Annotated in this window: 15 protein-coding genes and 1 tRNA gene; 11 read left to right on the top strand and 5 right to left on the bottom strand. The window is 67.0% G+C overall.

All coding sequences use genetic code 11. The features are described from left to right. Positions 1-46 precede the first annotated feature (46 nt). Positions 47-916: a tRNA 2-thiocytidine(32) synthetase TtcA gene (ttcA, locus tag N5I32_RS11365; protein ID WP_261495801.1), complete on the bottom strand. Its 870-nt coding sequence runs from the start codon at positions 914-916 to the stop codon at positions 47-49. 127 nt (positions 917-1,043) lie between these two features. On the opposite strand from ttcA, the gene N5I32_RS11360 reads away from it, so the two are divergent. Then, complete coding sequence (locus N5I32_RS11360) at positions 1,044-1,586, top strand: hypothetical protein (RefSeq protein ID WP_261495799.1); 543 nt, start codon at positions 1,044-1,046, stop codon at positions 1,584-1,586. 8 nt (positions 1,587-1,594) lie between these two features. Here the strand turns inward: N5I32_RS11360 and yidD are convergent, their stop codons facing one another. The 3 genes from yidD to rpmH are packed head-to-tail and all read right to left on the bottom strand — an operon-like array spanning position 1,595 to position 2,387. Then, a complete protein-coding gene (gene yidD / locus N5I32_RS11355; RefSeq protein WP_261495798.1) occupies positions 1,595-1,816 on the bottom strand; it encodes a membrane protein insertion efficiency factor YidD in 222 nt (73 codons plus the stop codon). Beyond that, positions 1,813-2,229 carry a ribonuclease P protein component gene (rnpA, locus tag N5I32_RS11350; RefSeq protein ID WP_261495797.1) on the bottom strand — a complete coding sequence of 139 codons (417 nt, stop codon included), beginning with the start codon at positions 2,227-2,229 and terminating at the stop codon, positions 1,813-1,815. Before rnpA ends, yidD begins: the two co-directional genes overlap by 4 nt. A 23-nt stretch (positions 2,230-2,252) precedes the next feature. Then, positions 2,253-2,387, bottom strand: a complete 135-nt coding sequence (gene rpmH / locus N5I32_RS11345) for a 50S ribosomal protein L34 (protein ID WP_261495795.1) — start codon at positions 2,385-2,387, stop codon at positions 2,253-2,255. A 234-nt stretch (positions 2,388-2,621) separates the two neighbouring features. On the opposite strand from rpmH, the gene N5I32_RS11340 reads away from it, so the two are divergent. From N5I32_RS11340 to N5I32_RS11300, 9 genes are all read left to right on the top strand, one after another. Further along, positions 2,622-4,031 carry a sensor histidine kinase gene (locus tag N5I32_RS11340; protein ID WP_261495794.1) on the top strand — a complete coding sequence of 470 codons (1,410 nt, stop codon included), beginning with the start codon at positions 2,622-2,624 and terminating at the stop codon, positions 4,029-4,031. A gap of 67 nt (positions 4,032-4,098) precedes the next feature. Continuing rightward, positions 4,099-4,175, top strand: a tRNA-Arg gene (locus N5I32_RS11335). A 121-nt stretch (positions 4,176-4,296) separates the two neighbouring features. Further along, a complete protein-coding gene (locus N5I32_RS11330; protein WP_261495792.1) occupies positions 4,297-6,297 on the top strand; it encodes a calcium-binding protein in 2,001 nt (666 codons plus the stop codon). A 139-nt stretch (positions 6,298-6,436) separates the two neighbouring features. Beyond that, the gene (gene xrtD, locus N5I32_RS11325; RefSeq protein WP_261495791.1) at positions 6,437-8,011 is read left to right on the top strand and encodes a VPLPA-CTERM-specific exosortase XrtD; all 1,575 of its coding nucleotides are present in this window, start codon (positions 6,437-6,439) and stop codon (positions 8,009-8,011) included. A gap of 124 nt (positions 8,012-8,135) precedes the next feature. Then, the gene (locus tag N5I32_RS11320; RefSeq protein ID WP_261495787.1) at positions 8,136-8,984 is read left to right on the top strand and encodes a glycosyltransferase family 2 protein; all 849 of its coding nucleotides are present in this window, start codon (positions 8,136-8,138) and stop codon (positions 8,982-8,984) included. Then, entirely contained in the window at positions 8,981-10,261 is a 1,281-nt protein-coding gene (locus tag N5I32_RS11315; RefSeq protein ID WP_261495786.1) for a glycosyltransferase family 4 protein, read from the top strand. The genes N5I32_RS11320 and N5I32_RS11315 overlap by 4 nt, the downstream gene beginning before the upstream one ends. A 228-nt stretch (positions 10,262-10,489) precedes the next feature. Continuing rightward, entirely contained in the window at positions 10,490-11,281 is a 792-nt protein-coding gene (locus N5I32_RS11310; RefSeq protein WP_261495785.1) for a WecB/TagA/CpsF family glycosyltransferase, read from the top strand. Positions 11,282-11,294: 13 nt separating this feature from the next. After that, positions 11,295-12,446, top strand: a complete 1,152-nt coding sequence (gene wecB, locus N5I32_RS11305) for a non-hydrolyzing UDP-N-acetylglucosamine 2-epimerase (RefSeq protein WP_261495784.1) — start codon at positions 11,295-11,297, stop codon at positions 12,444-12,446. Positions 12,447-12,490: 44 nt separating this feature from the next. Further along, entirely contained in the window at positions 12,491-13,636 is a 1,146-nt protein-coding gene (locus N5I32_RS11300; protein ID WP_261495783.1) for a hypothetical protein, read from the top strand. 33 nt (positions 13,637-13,669) lie between these two features. On the opposite strand, the gene N5I32_RS11295 is transcribed toward N5I32_RS11300, so the two are convergent. Next, complete coding sequence (locus N5I32_RS11295) at positions 13,670-14,683, bottom strand: glycosyltransferase family 2 protein (protein ID WP_261495782.1); 1,014 nt, start codon at positions 14,681-14,683, stop codon at positions 13,670-13,672. 417 nt (positions 14,684-15,100) lie between these two features. Here N5I32_RS11295 and N5I32_RS11290 point away from each other — a divergent pair, with 417 nt between their 5' ends. Continuing rightward, a complete protein-coding gene (locus tag N5I32_RS11290; RefSeq protein WP_261495781.1) occupies positions 15,101-21,484 on the top strand; it encodes a type I polyketide synthase in 6,384 nt (2,127 codons plus the stop codon).

The raw sequence follows: 21,484 nt of genomic DNA, 5'->3' as shown, positions 1-21,484 counted from the left end.
CCGCGGCCCCGCGAGGCCACGTTAGAGCGCGCCGGTGACCGGGAGATTAACCGTCGCCAACAATCCTGCGCGGCTTCTCGGGGATTCCCGCCGTCTCGCGCACAAGGCCCGCGAAGTCGAACAGCGCGGGGTCGAGCAGGTGCGAGGGCCGGGCATTCATCAGGGCGCGGAACATCACCTGCCGGCGGCCGGGACTGCGCGCCTCCCACCCGTCGAGAATCTGCTTGACCTGCTGGCGTTGCAGCCCGTCTTGCGAACCACACAGGTCGCAGGGGATGATCGGATAGTTCATCGCCTTGGCGAAGCGTTCGCAATCGGCCTCTGCGACGAAGGCGAGCGGGCGGTAGACGAACAGGTCCCCGTCCTCGTTCAGCAGCTTCGGCGGCATCGTGGCAAGGCGGCCGCCGTGAAAGAGGTTCATGAAGAAGGTTTCGAGGATGTCGTCGCGGTGGTGGCCCAGCACCACGGCGGAACACCCCTCCTCCCGCGCGATGCGGTAGAGGTTGCCGCGCCTGAGCCGCGAGCAGAGCGAGCACATCGTCCCCCCCGGCGCGATCTTGTCGGTGACGATGGAGTAGGTATCGGCATATTCGATCCGGTGCGGCACGCCCATCCGGGTCAGGAACTCCGGCAGCACCGTCGCCGGAAAGCCCGGTTGCCCCTGGTCGAGGTTGCAGGCCAGCAGATCGACCGGCAGGAGACCGCGCCACTTCAGTTCGTGAAGCACGGCCAGAAGCGTGTAGCTGTCCTTGCCGCCGGACAAGCAGACCAGCCAGCGCGCGCCGCGCTCGATCATCGCGAAGGTTTCGATCGCATCGCGCACCTCGCGCACGATCCGCTTGCGGAGTTTCTTGAACTCCGTCGAGGAGGGGGCGCCCGCGAAAAGCGGATGGATGTCGTCAGCATCGTCCAGCATGGCCGTCCCCTAACCTGTCCGCGCCGCGCCGCCAAGGGGAATTGGCGGGCGGCTTGCGGGGCTATGCGGGCGCACGGCGCAATGCTAGGGTCATGCCGGGGGCGCCAGGCGCGTGAGGACAGAGGGAATGGCGAAGGCTTCAGCGGAGGATGCCCAGGCGCGCGCGAACCTGCGCGGGCTGAAGAAATCGCTCAAGCGTCTTCAGAAGGAACTGCGCAAGACGGTTAAGAAGTACCTGCGTGCGGATATGGATCTGACCAAGATCCGCGCAGCGCTGGACAAAGCGTTCGACGGCGCGGAGGAAGCGCGTGACGCCGCCCGCGACGGCAAGGCCTTCGATGCCGCTGCCCTGTCGGAGGAGTCGGTCAAGGCCATCGGATCGCTTCAGGATCTGGATGCCGCAATGGCCGACCTTGCCAAGCGCCTGGACTTCGCCAAGCGCCTGCTCAAACGGTCTGCCGTCGATGACCGTGCGTTCCTGACCAAGCGGGTCCGCGACTGGAAGGTGGAGATCCGGCAGCCGCCGAAACCGCTGGGTTCACTCCTCAAGATGGTCAAGAAGGGGACCGAGGCGGATCACCCGGCGGGTGCGCTCTTGCCCATGCTGCCGATGATCGTGCTGTTCTGGATCATGTTCGAAACGATCGAGGCGGGGCTGAGGAAGGTCTGAGCGGCGCCTCAATCGGGAACGTTGTCGATCCCCGACCCGCCCAGCGGATGGCAGCGCAGCACCCGCCGCGCCGCAAGCCAGCTGCCCTTGAATGCTCCGTGCCGCTCCAGCGCCTCGAGCGCATAGGCCGAGCAGGTCGGATGATAGCGGCAGCCGTGCCCGACCCACGGGCTGAACAGCAGCCGGTAGGCCCGGACGGGCAGCGCGACGATGTGGGCGAGCGGGCTCATCTTCCCTTCGCGTGGACCTGTTCGAGCGCGCGAACGAGATCGCCGAGAAGAAGCTGGAAATCCCGATTGGCCGTGTCGTCGCGGCGCCCGACCAGAACATAGTCCCATCCGGGGCGCCCGTTAAGGGGAAGGGCAAGGCGCGCCGCCTCGCGCAGGCGGCGCTTGGCGCGGTTGCGGGCGACGGCGTTTCCGACTTTCTTCGAACAGGTGAAACCCACCCGGATCGCCTGGCCGTCTTCCTCGTCCCGGCGCTTTCGGGCCTGGAGGAGGAAGGAGGGCGTCCCCTGCCGTCGCGCCTGCGAGGCGCGCAGGAAATCCGCGCGCTTGCGCAGCACTTGCAGACAAACGGAAACCGCCGGCGGCGTCACCGTTTCAGGGTCATGCCCGTCCACGGGAGCCACCGGCGGCGTCATGCCGTCCTGTCCGGTTTCTGGCCTCAGGCCGAAAGGACCCTGCGGCCCTTCGCGCGGCGCGCGTTCAGAACCTTGCGGCCGCCCTTGGTCGCCATGCGCGCGCGAAAGCCGTGGCGGCGGGCGCGGACGAGGTTCGACGGTTGGAAGGTGCGCTTCATCGCTTCAACTCCGGTAGGGGCAGCCCAAACCCGAACGGATTCGAAGGCCGCTGTCATTCGAAGCCCGGCTCATAGACGCGCCGGGGTTCCAAGTCAACGTGTCTTGCGTGGTTTTTCGCCGTGGCGCCACCCCATGGCCGTAGCGTCACCGCGCAAGTCCCTGTTCAATCTCGCGCGACTTTGCTAGCCATGGGCGAAATCCTTCAGCGCCGGTCACCCGCCGGGAAAGTTCGAATGTTTCTGAACACGCTCTCAGGCCGCTTCCTGCTCCTGACGATGGTTTTCGTCATGCTGGCCGAGGTTCTTATCTTTGTTCCCTCGGTGGCGCGCTTCCGCGAGGATTACATCCTGTCGCGCCTGGAACGGGCCCAGATCGCCTCGCTTTCGCTGCTGGCCGCGGGCGAGATGATCGACGAGGCGGTCGAGCGCGAGCTTCTTGCGAATGCCGAGGTCTTCAACGTGGTCCTGCGCCGGGACGAGATCCGCCAGCTTGTCCTCTCCTCGCCCATTCCCGGCCCGATCGAGGAGACCTACGACCTGCGCCACGCCTCGGCCTGGGAACTGATCCGGGACGCCGTGCATTGCATCTTCGATCCGCGCGACCGGGTCATCCGGGTGATCGGCGATCCGGTGAAGCAGGCGGGCCTGCTGATCGAGGCGACGATGTCCACCGGTCCCCTGCGTCAGGCAATGGTCGACTATGGCATCCGCATCCTCGGCCTTTCGGCGGCCATTTCGGTTCTGACGGCGGCCCTGCTGTTCTTTGCCGTGCGCTCGCTTCTGGTGATGCCGATCAAGCGCGTGGTCGAAAGCATGTGCGCCTACGCCGAAGCCCCCGAAGACGCGCGCCGCGTGATCGAACCGCGGTCGGCGGTGTTCGAACTGCGCGAGGCCGAGCAGGCGCTGCAGATGATGCAGAAGCAGCTGACCCAGTCGCTCCGCCAGAAGGAGCGTCTGGCCCAGCTTGGGGGGGCCGTCGCGAAGGTCAGCCACGATCTGCGCAACATGCTTTCGACGGCACAGCTTTTTGCCGACCGGATGGAGGAAAGCGCCGACCCGATGGTCAAGCGCGCGGCCCCCAAGCTCGTCGGGTCGATCAGCAGGGCGGTGGGGCTGTGCGAGACGACGCTGGCCTTCGGCAAGGCAGAGGAGCCGCCCCCGACGCTGTCGCGCTTCAGCCTTGCTGCCCTGGTGCGGGAGGTTGCCGAGGCGGAAGGCCTGGCGGCGAACGGCGCGCTGGTCGAGATCGTGACGGACGTGGCCGTCGATGTCTCCGTGCGGGCGGATCGCGAACAGCTTTACCGGGTGTTGACCAACCTGGTGCGCAATGCGCGCCAGGCGATCGAGGCGACGGGAAAACCCGGCACGATAGAAATCGCCATCGGAGAGGGTGCCGATGGTTGGTGGGTCAGTGTCGGGGACACCGGCCCCGGCCTGCCGGAGCGTGCCAGGGAGCATCTTTTCCAGCCCTTCCAGGGGGGCGCGCGCAAGGGCGGAACCGGGCTTGGCCTGACGATTGCCGCCGAACTCGTGCGCGGTCACGGTGGCCGGCTCGACCTGGTTCGGTCGGACGGCACCGGGACGCTCTTCCGCCTGACGGTGCCGCGCGCCAAGGCCGCTGCACCCGGCCTGGAGGCATCCTGACGATCGCCGGGTTTCAGCGTTTTCGCCCTTGCAATGCCCCGGCCACGCCGCTAAATGCCAACCGCACGCACCCGTAGCTCAGCTGGATAGAGCACCAGACTACGAATCTGGGGGTCAGGAGTTCGAATCTCTTCGGGTGCGCCACTTCCCAAAAGTCCTTGCCGGTTTGCTTACAAGGGGAATTGTTTCCCAGGGTGTTGGTGGACACGGTCCCAAGACCCGTCCATCATGGCCGCGCGGGCATGGCAAATGGGGGAGAGCAAGGATGTGCGCACGTCCGGGATTCGAACTGATGGCCGCGATCGCAGCCATCGCCGGACTGATGGCTCCGGCGAATGCGCAGCAGATCATGCCATCGCAGGGGCTGGACGATCCCGTGGTCGCCTTCAACCTGGCCGATGTGCGGGACTGGGGAAGCAACATGCCCTTCCTCGACATCGGCCGTACCATGCGGCCCTTCATCGCCGGCACGGATGAGGACTGGGAAACCCTCAGCAATGACGATCTGCGGGCTGGCGGTCTGCTTGATGATGCGGGATGGCCCAGGCGCATCCCGCGAGGCGCCGATTTGCTGCGCGCGGGATTCGATTGGTCGGCCGAAAGCGGCGCCACCGCTTCGCGTGCGGGGCGCTACGTCCTGACCTACGAGGGAACCGGACGGATCGAACTGGGCGGGAACGCCGAGGAGGTCGAGAGTTCGCCCGGCCGAATCGTCTTCGACAACCCTTCCGGAAAGGGCTTCTGGCTCGAGATTCTGGAAACCGATCCGGCGGGCTCCGGCGACTATGTCCGCGACATCCGGATTATTCGCGAGGACCGGCTTTCGCTCTATCAGGCGGGCGCGATCTTCAACCCGGACTGGCTGCGGGTGATCCGGGACGCCCGCCAACTGCGCTTCATGGACTGGATGGAGACCAACGGCTCGGAGATCGAAAGATGGGACGACAGACCCCTGACCGGCGACGCGACCTGGGCCGCGATCGGGGTGCCTGTCGAGATCATGGTGCGGCTTGCGAACGAGATCGGCGCCGAACCCTGGTTCACGCTGCCGCACATGGCCGATGACGAATACGTCAGCGCCTTTGCTACCTATGTCCGCGATCACCTTGACCCGCGCCTCAAGGTCCGGGTGGAGTTTTCCAACGAAGTCTGGAACGGCGGATTCGAACAGTCCGACTGGGTGGATGAACGCGCGCAGAAGGAATGGCGGCGGGAGGCCGGCCTTTACTATCACGCCAAGCGTGCAACGGAGATGGCGCTGATCTGGCAGCGGGTCTTTGGCGACGCAGGCGCGGACAGGCTCGTGAACGTGCTGGCCGGGCAGACCGTCAACAGCTGGCTGACCGAGGAACTGATCACCGCAGGCGCCTGGCGGGAGGAAGAGCCGGATGCCTACGTCCCGCCCGCAAGCGTATTCGAGGAATTCGCCGTCACCTCCTATTTCGGCGAAAGCGCGATGGGCAGCCCCGAGGTGCGCGCCGAGTTGCTCGAACGGGTCAGGCGGTCGCCCTCGGCCGCCGCGTCCTGGCTGACGGCGCGCCTTGGGGACCAGGGTGTCGACGACTCGATTCCCGCGCGGCTTGCCAGTCTTGCCGAACAGCGGACGGTCGCCCATCGGCACGGGCTGAAATTGACACTCTACGAAGGCGGCCAGCACGTACACCACCTTTTCGCGATCCAGGGCATGAGCGAGGCGGAAACCGAGCGGCTCCAGACATTCATGCAGGACTATGTGCGCAGCGAGGACATGGCAGCCCTGTACGCGGATCTCTGGCGGGGCTGGAAGGCCATCGGCGATGGGCCCTTCATGCAGTTCATCGATGTTGGAGCGCCGTCAAAATGGGGCTCCTGGGGTCTCTATGCCTTTCTCGGCGACAGCACCCCTCGTTCGCGGAGGCTCGAACAGCTGTCCGCGGACGGCGGGTCCTGGTGGGGCGAGGGCGGCGGCGCGCAATTTCGTCAGGGGGTGACGGTCTGGGCCGGCAGCAAGGGTCAAACCCTGGCCGGTACGCCGGAAGAAGACTACCTCATCGGCGGCGCCGGCGATGACACCTTCATTCCGGGCGCGGGGGCGGACGGGTTGAACGGAGGGGCGGGAACCGACACCGTCGTCGTGGCAGGCGCGCCCGGCGACTACGCGGCGCGGCGCGAGGGTGCGGGCATCCGCCTCTCGGGCGCCGAGGGCGACAAATACCTTCGTTCTGTGGAACGGATCGTCTTCGGCACCGGTGAGACCCGCGAATTGCAGGATATCGTCGCCAACTGAATCGTTTCCTGAGGCGGTCCAATCGAATGGGGGCGGGCCGTTTGGTTTTTAGCCGCATGCCGACCTCCCTGCAGGTTTGAACGGGCGGGCGACACCGGCTAGACAAGGACTGTCATCGCCCGCGACCGAAAGGAAAGACGTGACCACGCCGGCCCCTGCCATCGATCTCCGGGATGCGGCGCGCCCGGCGGCGCTTTTGTGGCTGGCGCTTGCGCTCATCGGTGCCGGTTTCTTCTTCCACCCGGGGACCGAGGCGCTGCTGGAGGCCTGGGCGCAGCCGGAATACAGCCACGGGCCGCTGATCCCCGTCGTTTCAGGCTTTCTTCTGCTCCGACAGCTGAAAGGCGTTCCGGCGGCTCAGGCAAGCGTGCGCGACCGGTTGCCGGGATTCGCGCTTCTGGCGCTCGCGGTGCTGCTTGCGGTTTTCGGCCGGGTTATCCGCATCACCGACTTCGTGGCCTATGCGATGATTCTCTGGGTCGGCGCGATGCTCCTGATCGGATTCGGATGGCCGCGCGGCCGTCACCTGTGGCCGCCGGTCTTCCACCTGATCTACATGCTGCCGCTGCCCGGCGCACTTTACTACGGCGTGTCGACCTGGCTTCAGGGAGTGTCTTCCGAACTCGGTGTTCTCTTCCTCAGGCTGATGGCGGTGCCGGTCTATCTGGACGGCAACATCATCGACCTTGGCGTCTACAAGCTCGAGGTCGCAGAGGCCTGCTCGGGCCTGCGCTACCTGTTCCCGATCCTGAGCTTTTCCTACATCTTCGCCGTGCTCTATCGTGGCCCGATGTGGCACAAGGCGGTGCTCCTGATCGCTGCCGCGCCGCTGTCGGTCCTGATGAATTCGGTTCGTATCGGCATTGCCGGGCTGGTCGTGGATCGCTACGGGCTGGCGCACGTCGAAGGCATCACCCACTTCCTCGAGGGATGGGTGATCTTCGTCACCTGCGTCGTGCTGCTGTTCCTGCTGGCGCGGATCCTGCTCCTCTTCCATCCCGACCGCCCGGGCCTGGCCGAGGCGCTGGATCTGGACACCGAAGGGCTCTGGCCGCAGGTCGCGCGGCTGGGGCGCGCCACGGCGATGGCGCTGCCTGCCGCGATGATGCTGGCGCTGGCTGTCACTGTCACGCTCATACCGGAACGGGCCCCGGCGCCGATTCCGCGCGACGGCTTCAGCTTTTTCCCGCGCACCCTCTCCGACTGGACGATGAGCGCGGAAAACCGTCTGGATCCGGCGGTGGAGCGTGTCCTGCGCGCCGACGACTACATCCTGCGGACCTATGACGGCCCGGCGGCGGAGGGCTGGGTCGAACTGTTCACCGCCTGGTACGTCGATCAAAGCCGGGGTGGCACGCATTCGCCCGAGGTCTGCCTTCCCGCAGGCGGCTGGGAAATCGCCTCGCTGCGCCAGATCGGGGCTGAGGGCGCCGGGGGCAGCTTCACCCTCAACCGGGCGCTGGTCCAGAAGGGGTTGCAACGGATGCTTGTCTACTACTGGTATGACCAGCAGGGCGAAAGAACCGCGTCGGCCTTCCGCTCCAAGCTGATCCTGACCCTGGCCAAGCTGAAAAGCGGGCGCAGCGACGGGGCACTGGTGCGGCTGACAACGCCGATCCGGCCCGGCGAGACCGAGGTTGACGCCGAGGCGCGCCTGCAAGCCATGCTGGGTGCGGCCGACATTGCGCTGGCCCGCGCGCTGCCGGGGGAGTGAGGGCCATGACCCGATATCATTGTCCGTGTCCGCCCCAAGTCCGCCCCACGGGCGGGTGGGTGAAACACTGTCCTTCCCCGGCGCGCGGGAGTTCATGCGAGTTGCGACAGGGGTATCGCCTCTAATGACGGCACGAACATCGCCCGACCGCCTCAGCGTCATCATCGCCGCCTGCAACGAGGAGCGCTATATCGGCGCGTGTCTCGAGTCGTTGCTGGCGCAGGAACCGTTTCCCGCCGGGGTCGAGATCATCGTCTCCGCCAACGCCTGCACCGATCAGACGGAGGCGATCGTGGAAGGTTATGTCACCCGGTTCGCCGCGCGCGGCTGGCCGTTGCGCTGCCTGTCCAGCCCCGTGCCTGGCAAGCCCGGCGCGATCAACCGCGCCGATGCGGCGGCCCAGGGCGGCATGCGCGCCTATCTGGATGCGGACATCGTCTGCGAGCCCGCGCTCCTGCCGCAGATCGTTCGGACGCTGGAGACCGACCGCCCGATCTATGCGACGGGGCGGCTGACGGTGGCGCGGGCCAGATCATGGATCACCAGGGCCTATGCGCGGCTCTGGTGCCGGCTGCCCTTCATGCAAGGCGGCGCCGTCGGGGCGGGCTTCTTCGCGGTGAACGCCGCAGGGCGCGCGCGGTGGGGCGCGTTCCCGGACATCATCTCCGATGACACCTACGTCCGGCTTCATTTCACCCCGGAGGAGCGGGTGGAGGTCGCGGCCCGGTTTTCCTGGCCGATGGCGGAGGGTCTGCGCAACCTTGTCCGGGTGCGGCGGCGGCAGGACGCCGGAGTGGTCGAAATCGCCCGGCTTTTCCCCGCGCTTCTCGGCAACGAGGGCAAGGCGCGGCTTGGCAAGGCCGGTGTCCTGCGCCTTGCGGCACGCGATCCCGCGGGATTCGCGGTCTACGCGGCGGTGCACCTGCTGGTTCGAAGCCGGCCCCAGGGCACAGAATGGAGCCGCGGCAGATGAGGAACGCGGTAGCAACCGGCCACGATGCGCAGGCAGTCCGGCGGGCCGACGTTCCGCGCGGGCGCATCGCCTATCTGACCGGTGAGTATCCCAAGGTCTCCCACACCTTCATCCAGCGCGAGGTTGCAGCCCTGCGCGCGCTTGGGGTCGATGTGATCACCTGCACTGTGCGCCGGGCCCCCGCGAAGGATGTCGTCGGCGCAGATCAACTGGCGGAACAGGCGCAGACCTTCTGCATCCTCGAGACGGCGCGAAACCCGCTCCGGCTCATTGCGGCGCATGCCGCGATCCTGGGTCGCAGCCCCGCGCGCTGGTTCGAGGCCCTGGGCCTTGCCTGGCGCACCCGCTCTCCCGGCCTCAAGGCGATGGTCTGGCAGGCGTTCTACTTCGCCGAGGCGGCCGTTCTGGCCCGCCACCTGCGACGAGAGCGGGTGACGCATCTGCACAACCACTTCGCCAACTCCTCCTGTTCTGTGGCGATGCTGGCCAGCGTCATGTCGGGCATTCCCTTCAGCTTCACCGAGCACGGGCCAGCGATTTTCTTCGAGGCGCACAAGTGGCACATCGGCGAGAAGGTCGCGCGGGCCAGTTTCGTCGCCTGCATCAGCCACTTCTGCCGGTCCCAGATGATGCTGTTTTCCGACCCCGCGCACTGGCACAAGTTCGCGATCGTCCATTGCGGGGTCGAGCCTGAACGCTATGGCCGGAAGTCGCGCGAGGCTTTTGGAAGGCGGGCGCTGTTCGTGGGGCGCATGGATCCGGTCAAGGGGGTGCCTGTCCTGTTGCGGGCTTTCGCCGCGGTCGCACCAGACCACGCCGATGCGCGGCTCGACCTGGTGGGCGACGGCCCCGCGATGGCATCCTTCAGGGAAATGGCGGCGGCATCCGGTCTGTCCGACCGCATCCGGTTCCTGGGGTATCGCAATCAGGACGAGGTCGCCGAACATCTGGAGGAGGCGGACGTTCTGGTCCTGCCCAGCTTTGCCGAAGGCGTGCCGGTTGTCCTGATGGAGGCCATGGCAAGCCGGATTCCGGTCATTGCGAGCCGTGTGGCCGGTGTGGCGGAACTGGTCGAGGACGGCGTCAGCGGCTTTGTCCTGCCACCGGGCGACGATGAGGCGCTGGCCGCCGCGCTGAGAACGCTGTTCGACCTGCCCGAACGTGGGCGCGAAATGGGCCGCGCTGGGCGGCGAAAGGTCGAGGCGGACTTCGACATCCGCACCGAGGCCGCCGGACTGGCCCGACTTTTTTCTGCGGCAGAAGTTGCGCAGGCCTGACGTCGCGTAGGGGCGGCTTGTCGGCCTTGCGAAAAACGGGGAAAATCGAGCTGCGGAACGGGAAGAGCCGCCGGTCTGTCTGTGTGTGAGTGCAAGGGTTTGAAATGTATGCAGTTTTTGTAAGATCTGGTGCGGCAGCCATCTGCACCATCCCGGAAACGCGAAACCCGTCACCCGAGAATCATCCCGCAGGTGCGAACAATCCCTGTCTGCAGCCGGAATTGGCGCATGGCTGAGGTCATTCACCACGACCTGCCCAGGGCCGAGTTCCTGGGGGCGCCCTTCCATCGCGTCGACATGGAACGCGCGCTCGCCCTTGCCAACCGTTCGATGCGCGACCGACAGCGGCTTCAGCACTGCGACATCAACGTGGCGAAGATCATCCAGATGCGGTCCGACCCCGACCTTGCGCATCATGTCGGCGCAAGCGACATCATCTGCATCGACGGTGCGGGCGTGATGCTCGGCTGCCGGCTTCTGGGCATCGCCACCGGGGGGCGCGTCACCGGCGTCGATCTGATGATGCGCACCATCGACCTGTGCGAGCGGGCCGGGTATCGCCCCTACTTCCTTGGCGCGCGCCAGGAGATTGTGGAAACCGTCGTCGCGCGGCTCAGCGAAACCCACCCCCGGCTCGTGGTCGCAGGCTACCGGAACGGCTACTTCAAGCGCGAGGACGAGGCGAAGATCGTTGCCGACATTCGCGCCTCGGGCGCCAGTTGCCTGTTCGTGGGCATCACCAGCCCGATCAAGGAGCGGTTCCTGTTCGACCATCGCGACGCCTTGGGCGTGCCGTTCCAGATGGGTGTCGGCGGCGCCTTCGACGTGCTTGCGGGCAAGGTAAGGCGCGCACCGCGGTTCGTGCAGTCCATGGGCATGGAATGGCTTTTCCGCGTGATTCAGGAACCGCGCCGGCTGTTCTGGCGCTACCTCGTCACCAACACGCGCTTCGCTACCCTCCTGCTGGCGGAGCTGCTGCGCCGGCTGGTCCATCCCCTCAGCAGGCGTCAGAACGGATGAGCCCGACACGAACATGAAAATCCTCGTCGTATTCGGAACCCGGCCCGAGGCCATCAAGTGCTTTCCCGTCATCGAGGAACTCAGGCGCCGCCCGGGTGTCGAGGTCGTTGCCTGCACCACCGCCCAGCATCGCCACATTCTGGACCAGGTCCTGGAACTGGTCGGGCTGGTCCCCGACATCGACCTGCACCTGATGCGGGAAAAGCCCTCGCTGACGGACATCACGACCGATGTCCTCAACCGCGTGGGCGAGGTTCTGGACCAGGTGCGCCCGGACCGGGTTCTGGTGCAGGGCGATACGACGACGGCAATGGCGACAGCCATGGCGGCCTTCTATCGAGGGATTCCCGTCGGCCATATCGAGGCCGGTCTGCGCACGGACACAATCCTTTCGCCCTGGCCCGAAGAGGCGAACCGGCGGATCGTCAGCGTGATTGCGGACATGCATTTCGCCCCGACCGCGGCGGCACGCGACAACCTGCTGCGGGAAAACATCGACCCGCACGCGATCTACCTGACGGGCAACACCGTTATCGACGCGCTGCATTCGGTGCGGGCGCGGCTGGCGGCGGCTGCCGTCTCGCCGCTGCCTGGTCATCCCCGGTTGCGCGCGCTTCTGGACGAGGGGCGCCGGCTGGTCCTGATGACCGCGCACCGGCGGGAGAACTGGGGCGAGGGGATCGACGCGATCTGCCGCGCGGCGATCCAGATCGCCGATCGCGGCGACGTGGTGATCGCCTTGCCGGTGCATCCGAACCCGCGCGTCGCGGGGCCTGTGCGCGCGGCGCTGGGCACCCATCCGTCGATCTGCCTTCTCGATCCGCTCGGCTATGCCGAGTTCGTTGCCATGCTCGCGCGGTGCGAGGTCGTGCTGACCGATTCCGGCGGTGTGCAGGAGGAAGCACCCGCGCTTGGCAAGCCGGTGCTGGTGCTGCGCGACACGACCGAGCGACCGGAAGGGGTCGAGGCGGGATGCGCGCGGCTCATCGGGCTCGACAGCCGGCGCATCGTGGAGGAAACCCGGCGCCTGCTGGACGACCCGCTGGCCTACCGGGCGATGAGCCGTGTCGCCAATCCCTATGGCGACGGGACCGCGGCGCGACAGATCGCCGATGCGATCCTGTCCCGCGCGGGAGCCGCCCGTACCCGGGCGGTAGGCACCTGATTTTCCGAGGTATTCTGGTGATAGTGCATTTTCTGGTGAAATCGTTGACCGACACGGTATCGGGACTGGCCCCGATCCTGTCCGCGCGGCCCGAAAGAACCGCCCATCCGGCGCATCTTGCGGCCGCTGCCGGCTGGCTGATGCGGTCCGTCGATGCCTGCGGAGGCGAGGCGTCCTCGAAGGGGTATCGTTTCCTGAAGGGCTGGATGCCGCCTTATCCTGAAACGACGGGCTATATCATCCCCACGCTGTTGACATTGGGCGACCGTTTCGGCGATGCGCGCTATGCCGACGCGGCAGTGCGCATGGGCCAGTGGCTGACCGGCGTGCAGCGGCCGGATGGCGGATTCGCGGGCTACGAACTCGGGCTGCAGGATGATCCGGATGTGTTCGACACCGGGATGATCCTTCTGGGCTTCAATTCCCTGCTGCGCCGGGGCGGCGACGACCGGATTGCGGCGGCGGCGCGGAAGGCGTCCGATTTCCTGCGCGGCGCGCTGGATGACGACGGCGCCTTCGCCCGCCATGTCAGCCACGGCATGCTGCACACCTACAACGTGCGATCAGCCTGGGCGCTGGTCGCCTACGGCCGGATCGCGGGCGACGCCGGGGCCGAGGCAGCGGGCCTTGCGAATGCCGACTGGGCGATCGCGCAGCAGCAGGCCAACGGCTTCTTTACCCAGAACGCCTTCAAGCCGGGCGGCAACGCGAACACCCACGGCACCGCCTATGTCCTGCGTGGTCTGTTCCAGATCCACCAGTTGACGGGCCGTCATGACATCCTGCGCGCGGTGACCACGGCGGCGGACCAGATCGCGTCGGTCTATGAGCGCGAAGGCTGGCTGGCCGCCGAACTCGGCCCCGAGTGGGACTTCCGCTCGCGCCATATCTGCCTCACGGGCTGCGCCCAGATCGCGATCATCTTCCTGCGTCTTGCCGCGGCGACGGGGAACGAGCGCTACGTGCCGCTGGCCGAGCGTCTGATCGCGCAGGTGGCGGCGACCCAGACCCTGCGGGGAACCAGAAGGCACAGCGGCGCGATCGCCGGGTCCTACCCGATCCAGGGCGCCTATGCGCCGCTTCAGTATCCCAACTGGGCGACGAAGTTCTTCGCTGACGCCCTGCTTGAGCGGGAACGCTGGCACATGGGGCAAAGAAGCCTGCCCGAGGATGAGTTGTTCGCCGGATAGCGTGCGGTCCCCGGGGGTGCAGGGGCGGGCTGGTCACTTGTATTCGATGATGCGGCTCGCTTCACCGCGCAGGCGCCGAAGCAGGTAAAGGACCGCCCCCTGCAGGTTGCAGAACTTCGACAGCGTGAGCAGCGCCCCCGCCTTCGCCGCCTGTGCGGGCGCAAACCCGCGGCGCCGGAAGCGAAGGGTGGAGCGGCCGGCAGAGGCGGCATAGAGGGCACCCACCGCAAGGACAGCCGGCGGAAACCAGAGCGCGCCCGCCACCGCGGCCAAGGGCAGGCCGAGGCCCCAGAACACCATGCGCCGCCGCGCCGCGGGATAGAGGTTGGGGTGGAGGCGTCCGACCTCGGCAAAGGCATGCCCGGCGCGGACATTGCGCCGCCACCACTGACCGAACCGGTAGATCGCGGCATCGTGGAAGCCCATGTCGGCGTCGAGGCGCCAGACCTCTCCGCCCCGCGCGATCAGGCGCTGACAGAGGTCGGGTTCTTCGCCCGCGATCAGATCTTCCCGGAAACCGCCGACCTCGGCCAGACCCTCGCGGCGCATCATGGCGATCCCGCCGCAGGCGTCGGTCCGGCCGACCGGCGTATCCCATTCCCAGTCGCAAAGGCGGTTGTAGATCGAGGCTTTGACATCAACCTCATGCAGACGTCCGCAGACGGCCACCGCTCGGGGCGTCCTCGCCAGAAAGGTCAGCGCATGCCCGATCCAGCCGGGGTCCAGCCGGCAGTCGCCGTCGATGAACTGCACAAGGTCGACCTGCGGTCCGGTGCGCAGCGCGGCAAGGCCCGCGTTGCGTGCACGCGCGGCGGTGAAGGGGCGCGACAGGTCCAGTTCGATGACTTCGGCACCGGCGCGCCTCGCCTCGCCCACGCTGTCATCGGTCGAGCCCGAATCGACATAGACGGTCCGGACGACCAGCGGGACCACCGACGCGAGGCAGGCAACCAGTCGCGCGCCTTCGTTGCGCCCGATGATCACGGCCGCGACCCTGGGTGGGGCATTGTCCGATTCGGGTTTCCTCTCGGGATGGCGGGTCGTCATCGTTTCCTTGCCGGCAGCGTTCTTGGTGACGAAAGGGAAGGCCCGCCCTGCTCTGCATGTCCAGAGATTTCTTCTTCTCTCTGATGCACTTGGCAAGGTTTGAGGGGGAATATGGAGATGCGCCGCAGTCTTGCGGCGATGGTGGCTGAAACGCCGCGGCTGGCAATTCGTTTCCAGGCGCTGCACAGTCAATTTTGACTGGGATACTGTTCCTGCGCTGGCGACAGCGTTCGGTGGGGGATGGCACGTAGGACCGGGATGCACGGATGGTGGTCAGTCAACGGAATCATAATGTTCCGACATCGTGTGGCCTTCGGGGGCGACATGCGCCCTGTGCGAGGCGTTGCCAAGGCCTTGGACTCGCGCGGCCGGATGCTACACTCCGCCTGGGTGTGAGAGGTAAGAGTGCCGGCTGAAATGTCAGACAGGGTTCCCGCAGGCGACAATGACATCGCCATCATCGGCATGGCCGCGCATCTGCCGGGTGCCCCTTCGGTCGAGGATTACTGGAGGAACCTGCGCGACGGGGTCGAATCGATCCGCGAACTGACCGAGGCCGAACTTGCGGCGGCGGGGGAAAGCCCGGCGCGGATGCGGGCGCCCAACTACGTACGCGCCGCGGCGACGCTTGAGGGGTTCGAGCGCTTCGACGCCGAGTTCTTCGGGCTGTCGCCCAAGGAAGCGGCAATCATGGACCCCCAGCACCGCCAGTTCCTGGAAACCGCGTGGGAGGCGATGGAGAACGCCGGGCACACGCCCGAAGGGTTCGCGGGGTCTGTAGGCGTCTATGCCGGCTGCGGCATGGGCAGCTATTTCTACTTCAACGTCTGCTCGAACCCCGACCTCGTGCAATCGACAGGGATGTTCCTGCTCAGGCACACCGGGAACGACAAGGATTTCCTGTCCACCCGCGTCAGCCATGTGTTCGATCTGAAGGGGCCAAGCCTGTCGGTGCAGACGGCCTGCTCCACCTCGCTCGTCGCCGTGCACCTTGCGTCGCAGGCGCTTCTGAACGGCGAATGCGACATGGCGCTGGCGGGCGGTGTGACGATCGAAATCCCACATGCGCGCGGATACCTTTATGCCGAGGGCGAAGTGCTGTCCCCGGACGGGCACTGCCACGCCTTCGACCACCGCGCGCAGGGCACTGTCTTTGGCTCCGGCGCGGGCTGTGTGGTTCTGCGCCGGCTTGGCGATGCCATCGCGGACGGCGACCACATCTGGGCGGTGATCAGGGGCAGCGCCATCAACAACGACGGGTCGGACAAGGCCGGCTATCTGGCGCCTTCGGTCGACGGGCAGGCCCGCGCCATCGCCGAGGCGCATGCGGTGGCCGGTGTCGATGCCGGAACGATCGGCTATGTCGAGTGCCACGGGACCGGCACCTACCTGGGCGACCCGATCGAGGTTGCGGCCCTGACGCAGGCTTTCCGCGAGACGACCGACAAAGAGGGTTTCTGCCGGATCGGTTCGGTCAAGACCAACATCGGCCATCTGGACACCGCGGCGGGCGTGGCGAGCCTGATCAAGGCATCGCTGGCCCTTCATCATCGCCAGATGCCACCGTCCCTGGGCTACGAAAAACCGAACCCGGCCATCGACTTCGAGACCTCGCCCTTCCGCGTGAATGACCGCCTGTCGGAGTTCCCGGCCCTTGGCGCGCCGCGCCGGGCCGCGGTCAACAGCCTTGGCGTCGGCGGTACCAACGCCCACGCGGTGCTGGAAGAGGCACCTGCCCGCGCCGCATCGGAAGACAGCGACTGGCCATTTCAGCTTCTGGTCCTGTCGGCACGCTCCAAAGCCGCGCTTGACGAGGCGAGCGGCAATCTGGCCGCGCATTTGCGCGTGCACCCCGAACAGTCTCTGGCCGATATCGCCTGGACGCAGAAGGAAGGCCGCCGCGCATTCGACCGGCGCCGGGTCGTGGTGGCCGCCAGCCATCAGGAAGCGGCCGACCTTCTGGAAAGCGGCGATACCCGCCGCGTCTTCAACCATACCCACCTTGGCGCCCGGCCCGAGGTCGTTTTCATGTTCCCGGGCGGCGGCGCGCAATACGCCGGCATGGCGCGTGATCTTTACGAGACCGAACCCGTCTTTCGCGAATGGATGGACCGCGGACTCGATCACCTCCAGCCGAAACTCGACTATGATCTGCGCGCGATCTGGCTGCCCGGACCCGAAACCCGCGCCGAGGCGGTCGAGCGGCTGAAGCGGCCGTCGGTCCAGTTGCCGCTCATCATGATCGCCGAATATGCGCTGGCCCAGCTGTGGATGAGCTGGGGGGTGGAGCCGGCGGCGCTGGTCGGTCATTCGATGGGCGAGAACACCGCGGCCTGCCTTGCCGGCGTCCTGTCCTTCGAGGACTGCATTGGCCTTGTGCACCTGCGCGGCCAGCTGTTCGACACCATCGCGCCGGGCGGCATGCTGTCGGTCCCCTTGCCGGAGGCTGAACTGCGGCCGCTGCTGACCGGCGATCTGGACATGGCTTCGGTGAATGCGCCGGATCTCTGCGTCGTCTCCGGGCCGCAGTCGGCGCTCGATGCGCTGGAGGCGGCGCTGAAAGCGCGGGAGATAGAGCCCCAGAGGGTGCAGATCGACATTGCCGCCCACAGCCGGATGCTGGAGCCGATCCTGGATCGCTTTGGCGCCTACCTTCGCTCGATCCGGCTGTCCGCGCCGACCCTGCCCATCATCTCGAACCGCACCGGTCAGGTCCTGACGGCGGCCGAGGCGACCGACCCCGATTACTGGGTTCGTCACCTGCGCAACACAGTGATGTTTGCGGACTGCGCCAGAACGCTGATGGCGCGGCCCGGACGGGTGTTCCTTGAGGTCGGGCCGGGGCGCGCCCTGTCGTCGCTGATCCAGGCGAACGGCGTACCGGCGAACCAGGTTCTGTCCTCACTTCGCCACCAGGACCACGAAATCGCCGACGACATCTGGTTCGTCACCACGCTTGGCCGTCTCTGGGCGCTGGGCGTGCCGGTGGACTGGGCGCCGCTCTGGGGTGAGGCGCGACGCAATCGCGTGCCGCTGCCGACCTATCCGTTCCAGCGCCAATCCTATTTCATCGAACCCGGCAAGACGGCCGCTCCGGTTGAGGAAAGCTGGCCCGAGCGGATCGAGGATATCGGCAAGTGGGGCTGGAAGCCGCACTGGCGCCCGCGTGCCGCCGAGTGCGAAGTCGAGGCCGACCGGCTGGAAGAGGCCGCCCGCCACGACTGGCTGGTCTTTTCCGATGACACCGGCCTGTCGGACCGTGTCGTGGCGCGGTTGCGCGCTGCCGGGCATCGTGTGGTCGAGGTTCGGGTGGGCTTTTCCTTCGCGCGGCTTGGCGACGACAGCTATGGCATCTCGCCCGAGCGCGGGCGCGTCGACTACGACCGGCTGTTCCAGGTTCTGGCGGCCGAAGGGTTCAAGCCGGATCGCATCGCACATTTCTGGCTTGTCACAGCCGAGCGCACCTTCCGGCTGGGATCGAGCTTTTTCATGCGCAACCAGGAGCAGGGGTTCCAGAGCCTCCTGTCGCTCGCCCAGGCGATGAGCGAGGCAGACCTGCCGCATCCCCTGCACCTGACCTGCATGACCACCGGCGTTCAGCAGGTCCGCGACGAAAGGCTGCCCGATCCGGAAAAGGCCACGGTTTTCGGTCCCTTGCGCGTCATTCCAAGGGAATTTCCGGGCGTGACCTGCAGCGCGCTCGATGTGGCCTTGCCCGCGGCTGCGAAGGGCGATGCCGGGATGGACCGGATCGCGGATTCCGTGATCGAGGAGTTGCTGGCCGATCCGTCGAACCTGACCGCGGCGCTGCGCGAGGGCAAGCGATACGAGTTGACCTGGCGCCCTGTTGTTCTGGGCGATGCCGAACACCCCGTGCGCGAGGGTGCGGTCTGCCTGATTACCGGCGGCTTCGGCGGCATTGGCCTGACGCTGGCCGAAAACCTGGTCGTGGAACGCGGCGCGCGGATCGCGCTTCTGACGCGCCGCCCGCTTCCGCCGCGCGAGGGCTGGGAGGCCTATCTGCGCGCCCATCCGCCGCAGGACGCGGGCGCCGAGCGGATCCGCGCGCTGCGCCGTCTCGAAGCGCTCGGCGCCACGCCCGTCGTCGTGGTCGGAGACGTCTGCAACCTGCCGGATATGGAGGCGGCCCGGCGCCAGGTAGAGGCCGCGTTTGGCCGCGTCGACGTGCTGATCCACGCCGCGGGTGTGGTCGACGACGCGCCGATCCTCGCGAAGTCGCCCGAAAGCGTCGAGGATGTCCTTGCCCCGAAGGTGCATGGCACGCTGGTACTGGATCGGGTGTTTCCGGACGGCAGCCTGGATCTGATGGTCGTCTTCGCCTCTACCTCCACGGTGATCGCGCCGGCGGGCCAGGTCGACTATGTCGCCGCGAACGAGTTCCTCAACGCCTGGGCCCGCTCGCGTGCGGGCGGCAGGACGCGCGTCGTTGCGGTCAACTGGGGCATCTGGTCGGATGTCGGCATGGCGGCCGGGGCCTATGCGGCACCCGTGCCCGCGCCTGTGGAGCCGCTGGTCATGCCGATGCTGGATGCCGCGACATTCGATGCGGCAGGCGCGCGCGTTTTCACGGCGAACTGGTCCGTGGCGCGATGGTTCCTCGATGGCCACCGCACCAGGGCGGGGCAGGCGCTTCTGCCCGGAACCGGGTTCATCGAACTGGCGGCCGAGGCGATGAGGGCGCAGGACGAGACCGGCCCGTTCGAGATAAGGGATCTCTACTTCCTGCATCCGCTGACGGTCCCGGAGTCGGGATCGCGGGCGGTGCGCGCGCGGATTCGGCGCGAGGATGGCGGTTACAGCCTTGACGTGCGAAGCAGCGTCGAACGCGACGGGCGCACCGGCTTTGGCCTGAACGCAGAGGCTCGGATACTTCCCCTTGCCGCCCCGGCAGGACGGCTGGATGTGCTCGGTCTGCTCTCGCGCTGCGGGGCGAAGGTCGAGGTGGGGCAGGGCCTGCGGACCCCACAGGAAGAACACCTGATCTTCGGCCCGCGCTGGCGCGTGGTCAATCGCCGCGCCTTCGGCAAGGGCGAGGGGGTCGCGCATCTGTCGCTGCCCGAGACGTTCCGCTCCGACCTGGAAGCGGGCTGCGTCATCCACCCCGCGCTCATGGACCTGGCGACGGGCTGGGCGATGGACCTTGTCGCAGGCTATGCGCCGACGCATCTCTGGGTGCCGCTGTCCTACGCGTCGATCCGCGTCCACCGGCCCTTGCCCGCCGAGGTGGTCAGCTGGGTCCGCAATGCGGACGACAATCGGGCGGACACGTCCTTTGCGCGGTTCGACGTGACGATCATGGACGCCACGGGGGCGGTGTGCATCGACATCGAAGGGTTCACCATGCGCCGGATGGACGGGGTGCTGGGCCTTGAAGCCGTTCCGTCCGCGCAGGATGTCGAGTTCCCCGAGGACGGGCCTGCCGCCCTTCGCCCGGTTTCCGCCGCCGAAGAGCGTCTGCGCCACAACCTGTCGCAGGGCATCCCCGCAAGGGACGGAGCCCTGGCGTTCGGTCGCGCGCTGGCGCTTGGCCTGCCGCAGGTCGTCGTATCCTCGATGGATCTGCCCGCGCTGGTCGCGCAGGCCGACACGCTTCGCCCTGCCGAGACCGGCGGAGGGCAGGGATTCGAGCGGCCGGCGCTCGATACGGCCTATGTCGAGCCCCGCAACGAGATCGAGCGGACGCTGGTCGGATTCTGGCAAGACCTTCTGGGCGTCGCGCAGGTCGGGGTCGAGGACAGTTTCTTTGACCTCGGCGGCCATTCGCTGATCGCGGTCCGGCTGTTCGCGATGATCCGCAAGACCTATGCCGTCGACTTCCCGATCTCGGTGCTGTTCGAGGCGCCGACGATCGCCGCCTGTGCCGCCCTGATCGAGGCGCGCGTGGGGCCATCCGAGCAGTCGACCGACGGGGCCGGTGCCGCCGTGATTCCGCAGCGCCGGTTCACCCACCTGGTTCCCATGAACAAGGCGGAAGGAAAGCCCAAGGCGCCGTTCTTCATCGTCGCCGGGATGTCGGGAAACATTCTGAACCTGCGCTTCCTCGCCAAGATGCTGGGCGGGGACAGGCCCTGGTACGGGCTTCAGGCCCGCGGCCTTTACGACGAGGATGCACCGCACGAATCCCTCGTCGATGCCGCCCGCGATTGCCTGGCCGAGATCCGGCAGGTGCAGCCGCACGGGCCCTATGTGCTTGGTGGTTATTCGGGTGGCGGTCTGACCGCCTGGGAGATGGCCCGCCAGCTGGAGGAGGAGGGAGAGGAGGTGTCGCTTCTCGTCCTGCTCGACACGCCGCTGCCCACCCGTCCGGACCTGAGCGCGGCTGATCGTCTTCGCATCAAGCTGAACCAGTTCCGCGCCGCGGGGCCTGGATATCTTCTCCAATGGTATCGGGACCGCGCGGCGTGGAAGCAGGCGCAGCGCGAGGGCGCCGAACAGGGTACCGGGCGCGAGGCATTGCTGACCGAGGTCGAGAAGGCCTTCCTGCGCGCTGTCGTGAAGTTCGAGATGACGCCACGCCGTGGCCGCACCGCGCTCCTGCGCCCGCCGGTTGATCTTCACTGGCAGGTGTGGGGAGGGCGCTGGGTCGATCAGGACCGGTGCTACGTCTATGACGACAACGGGATTGGCCGCTACGCCGACAACCTCGAAGTCATCGAAATTCCCGGAGACCATGACACCATGGTGCTGGAACCGAACGTTCGCGTTCTGGCGCAGAAGTTGCGGCAGGTGCTCGACAGTGCCGACGCAGATGCGCATCCGATGCGTTCGGCGGCGGAGTGA

The sequence above is a fragment of the Albidovulum sediminis genome (genome assembly GCF_025380365.1).
Classification (GTDB): Bacteria; Pseudomonadota; Alphaproteobacteria; order Rhodobacterales; family Rhodobacteraceae; genus Albidovulum; species Albidovulum sediminis.
This window is presented reverse-complemented; position numbering and strand designations above follow the sequence as displayed.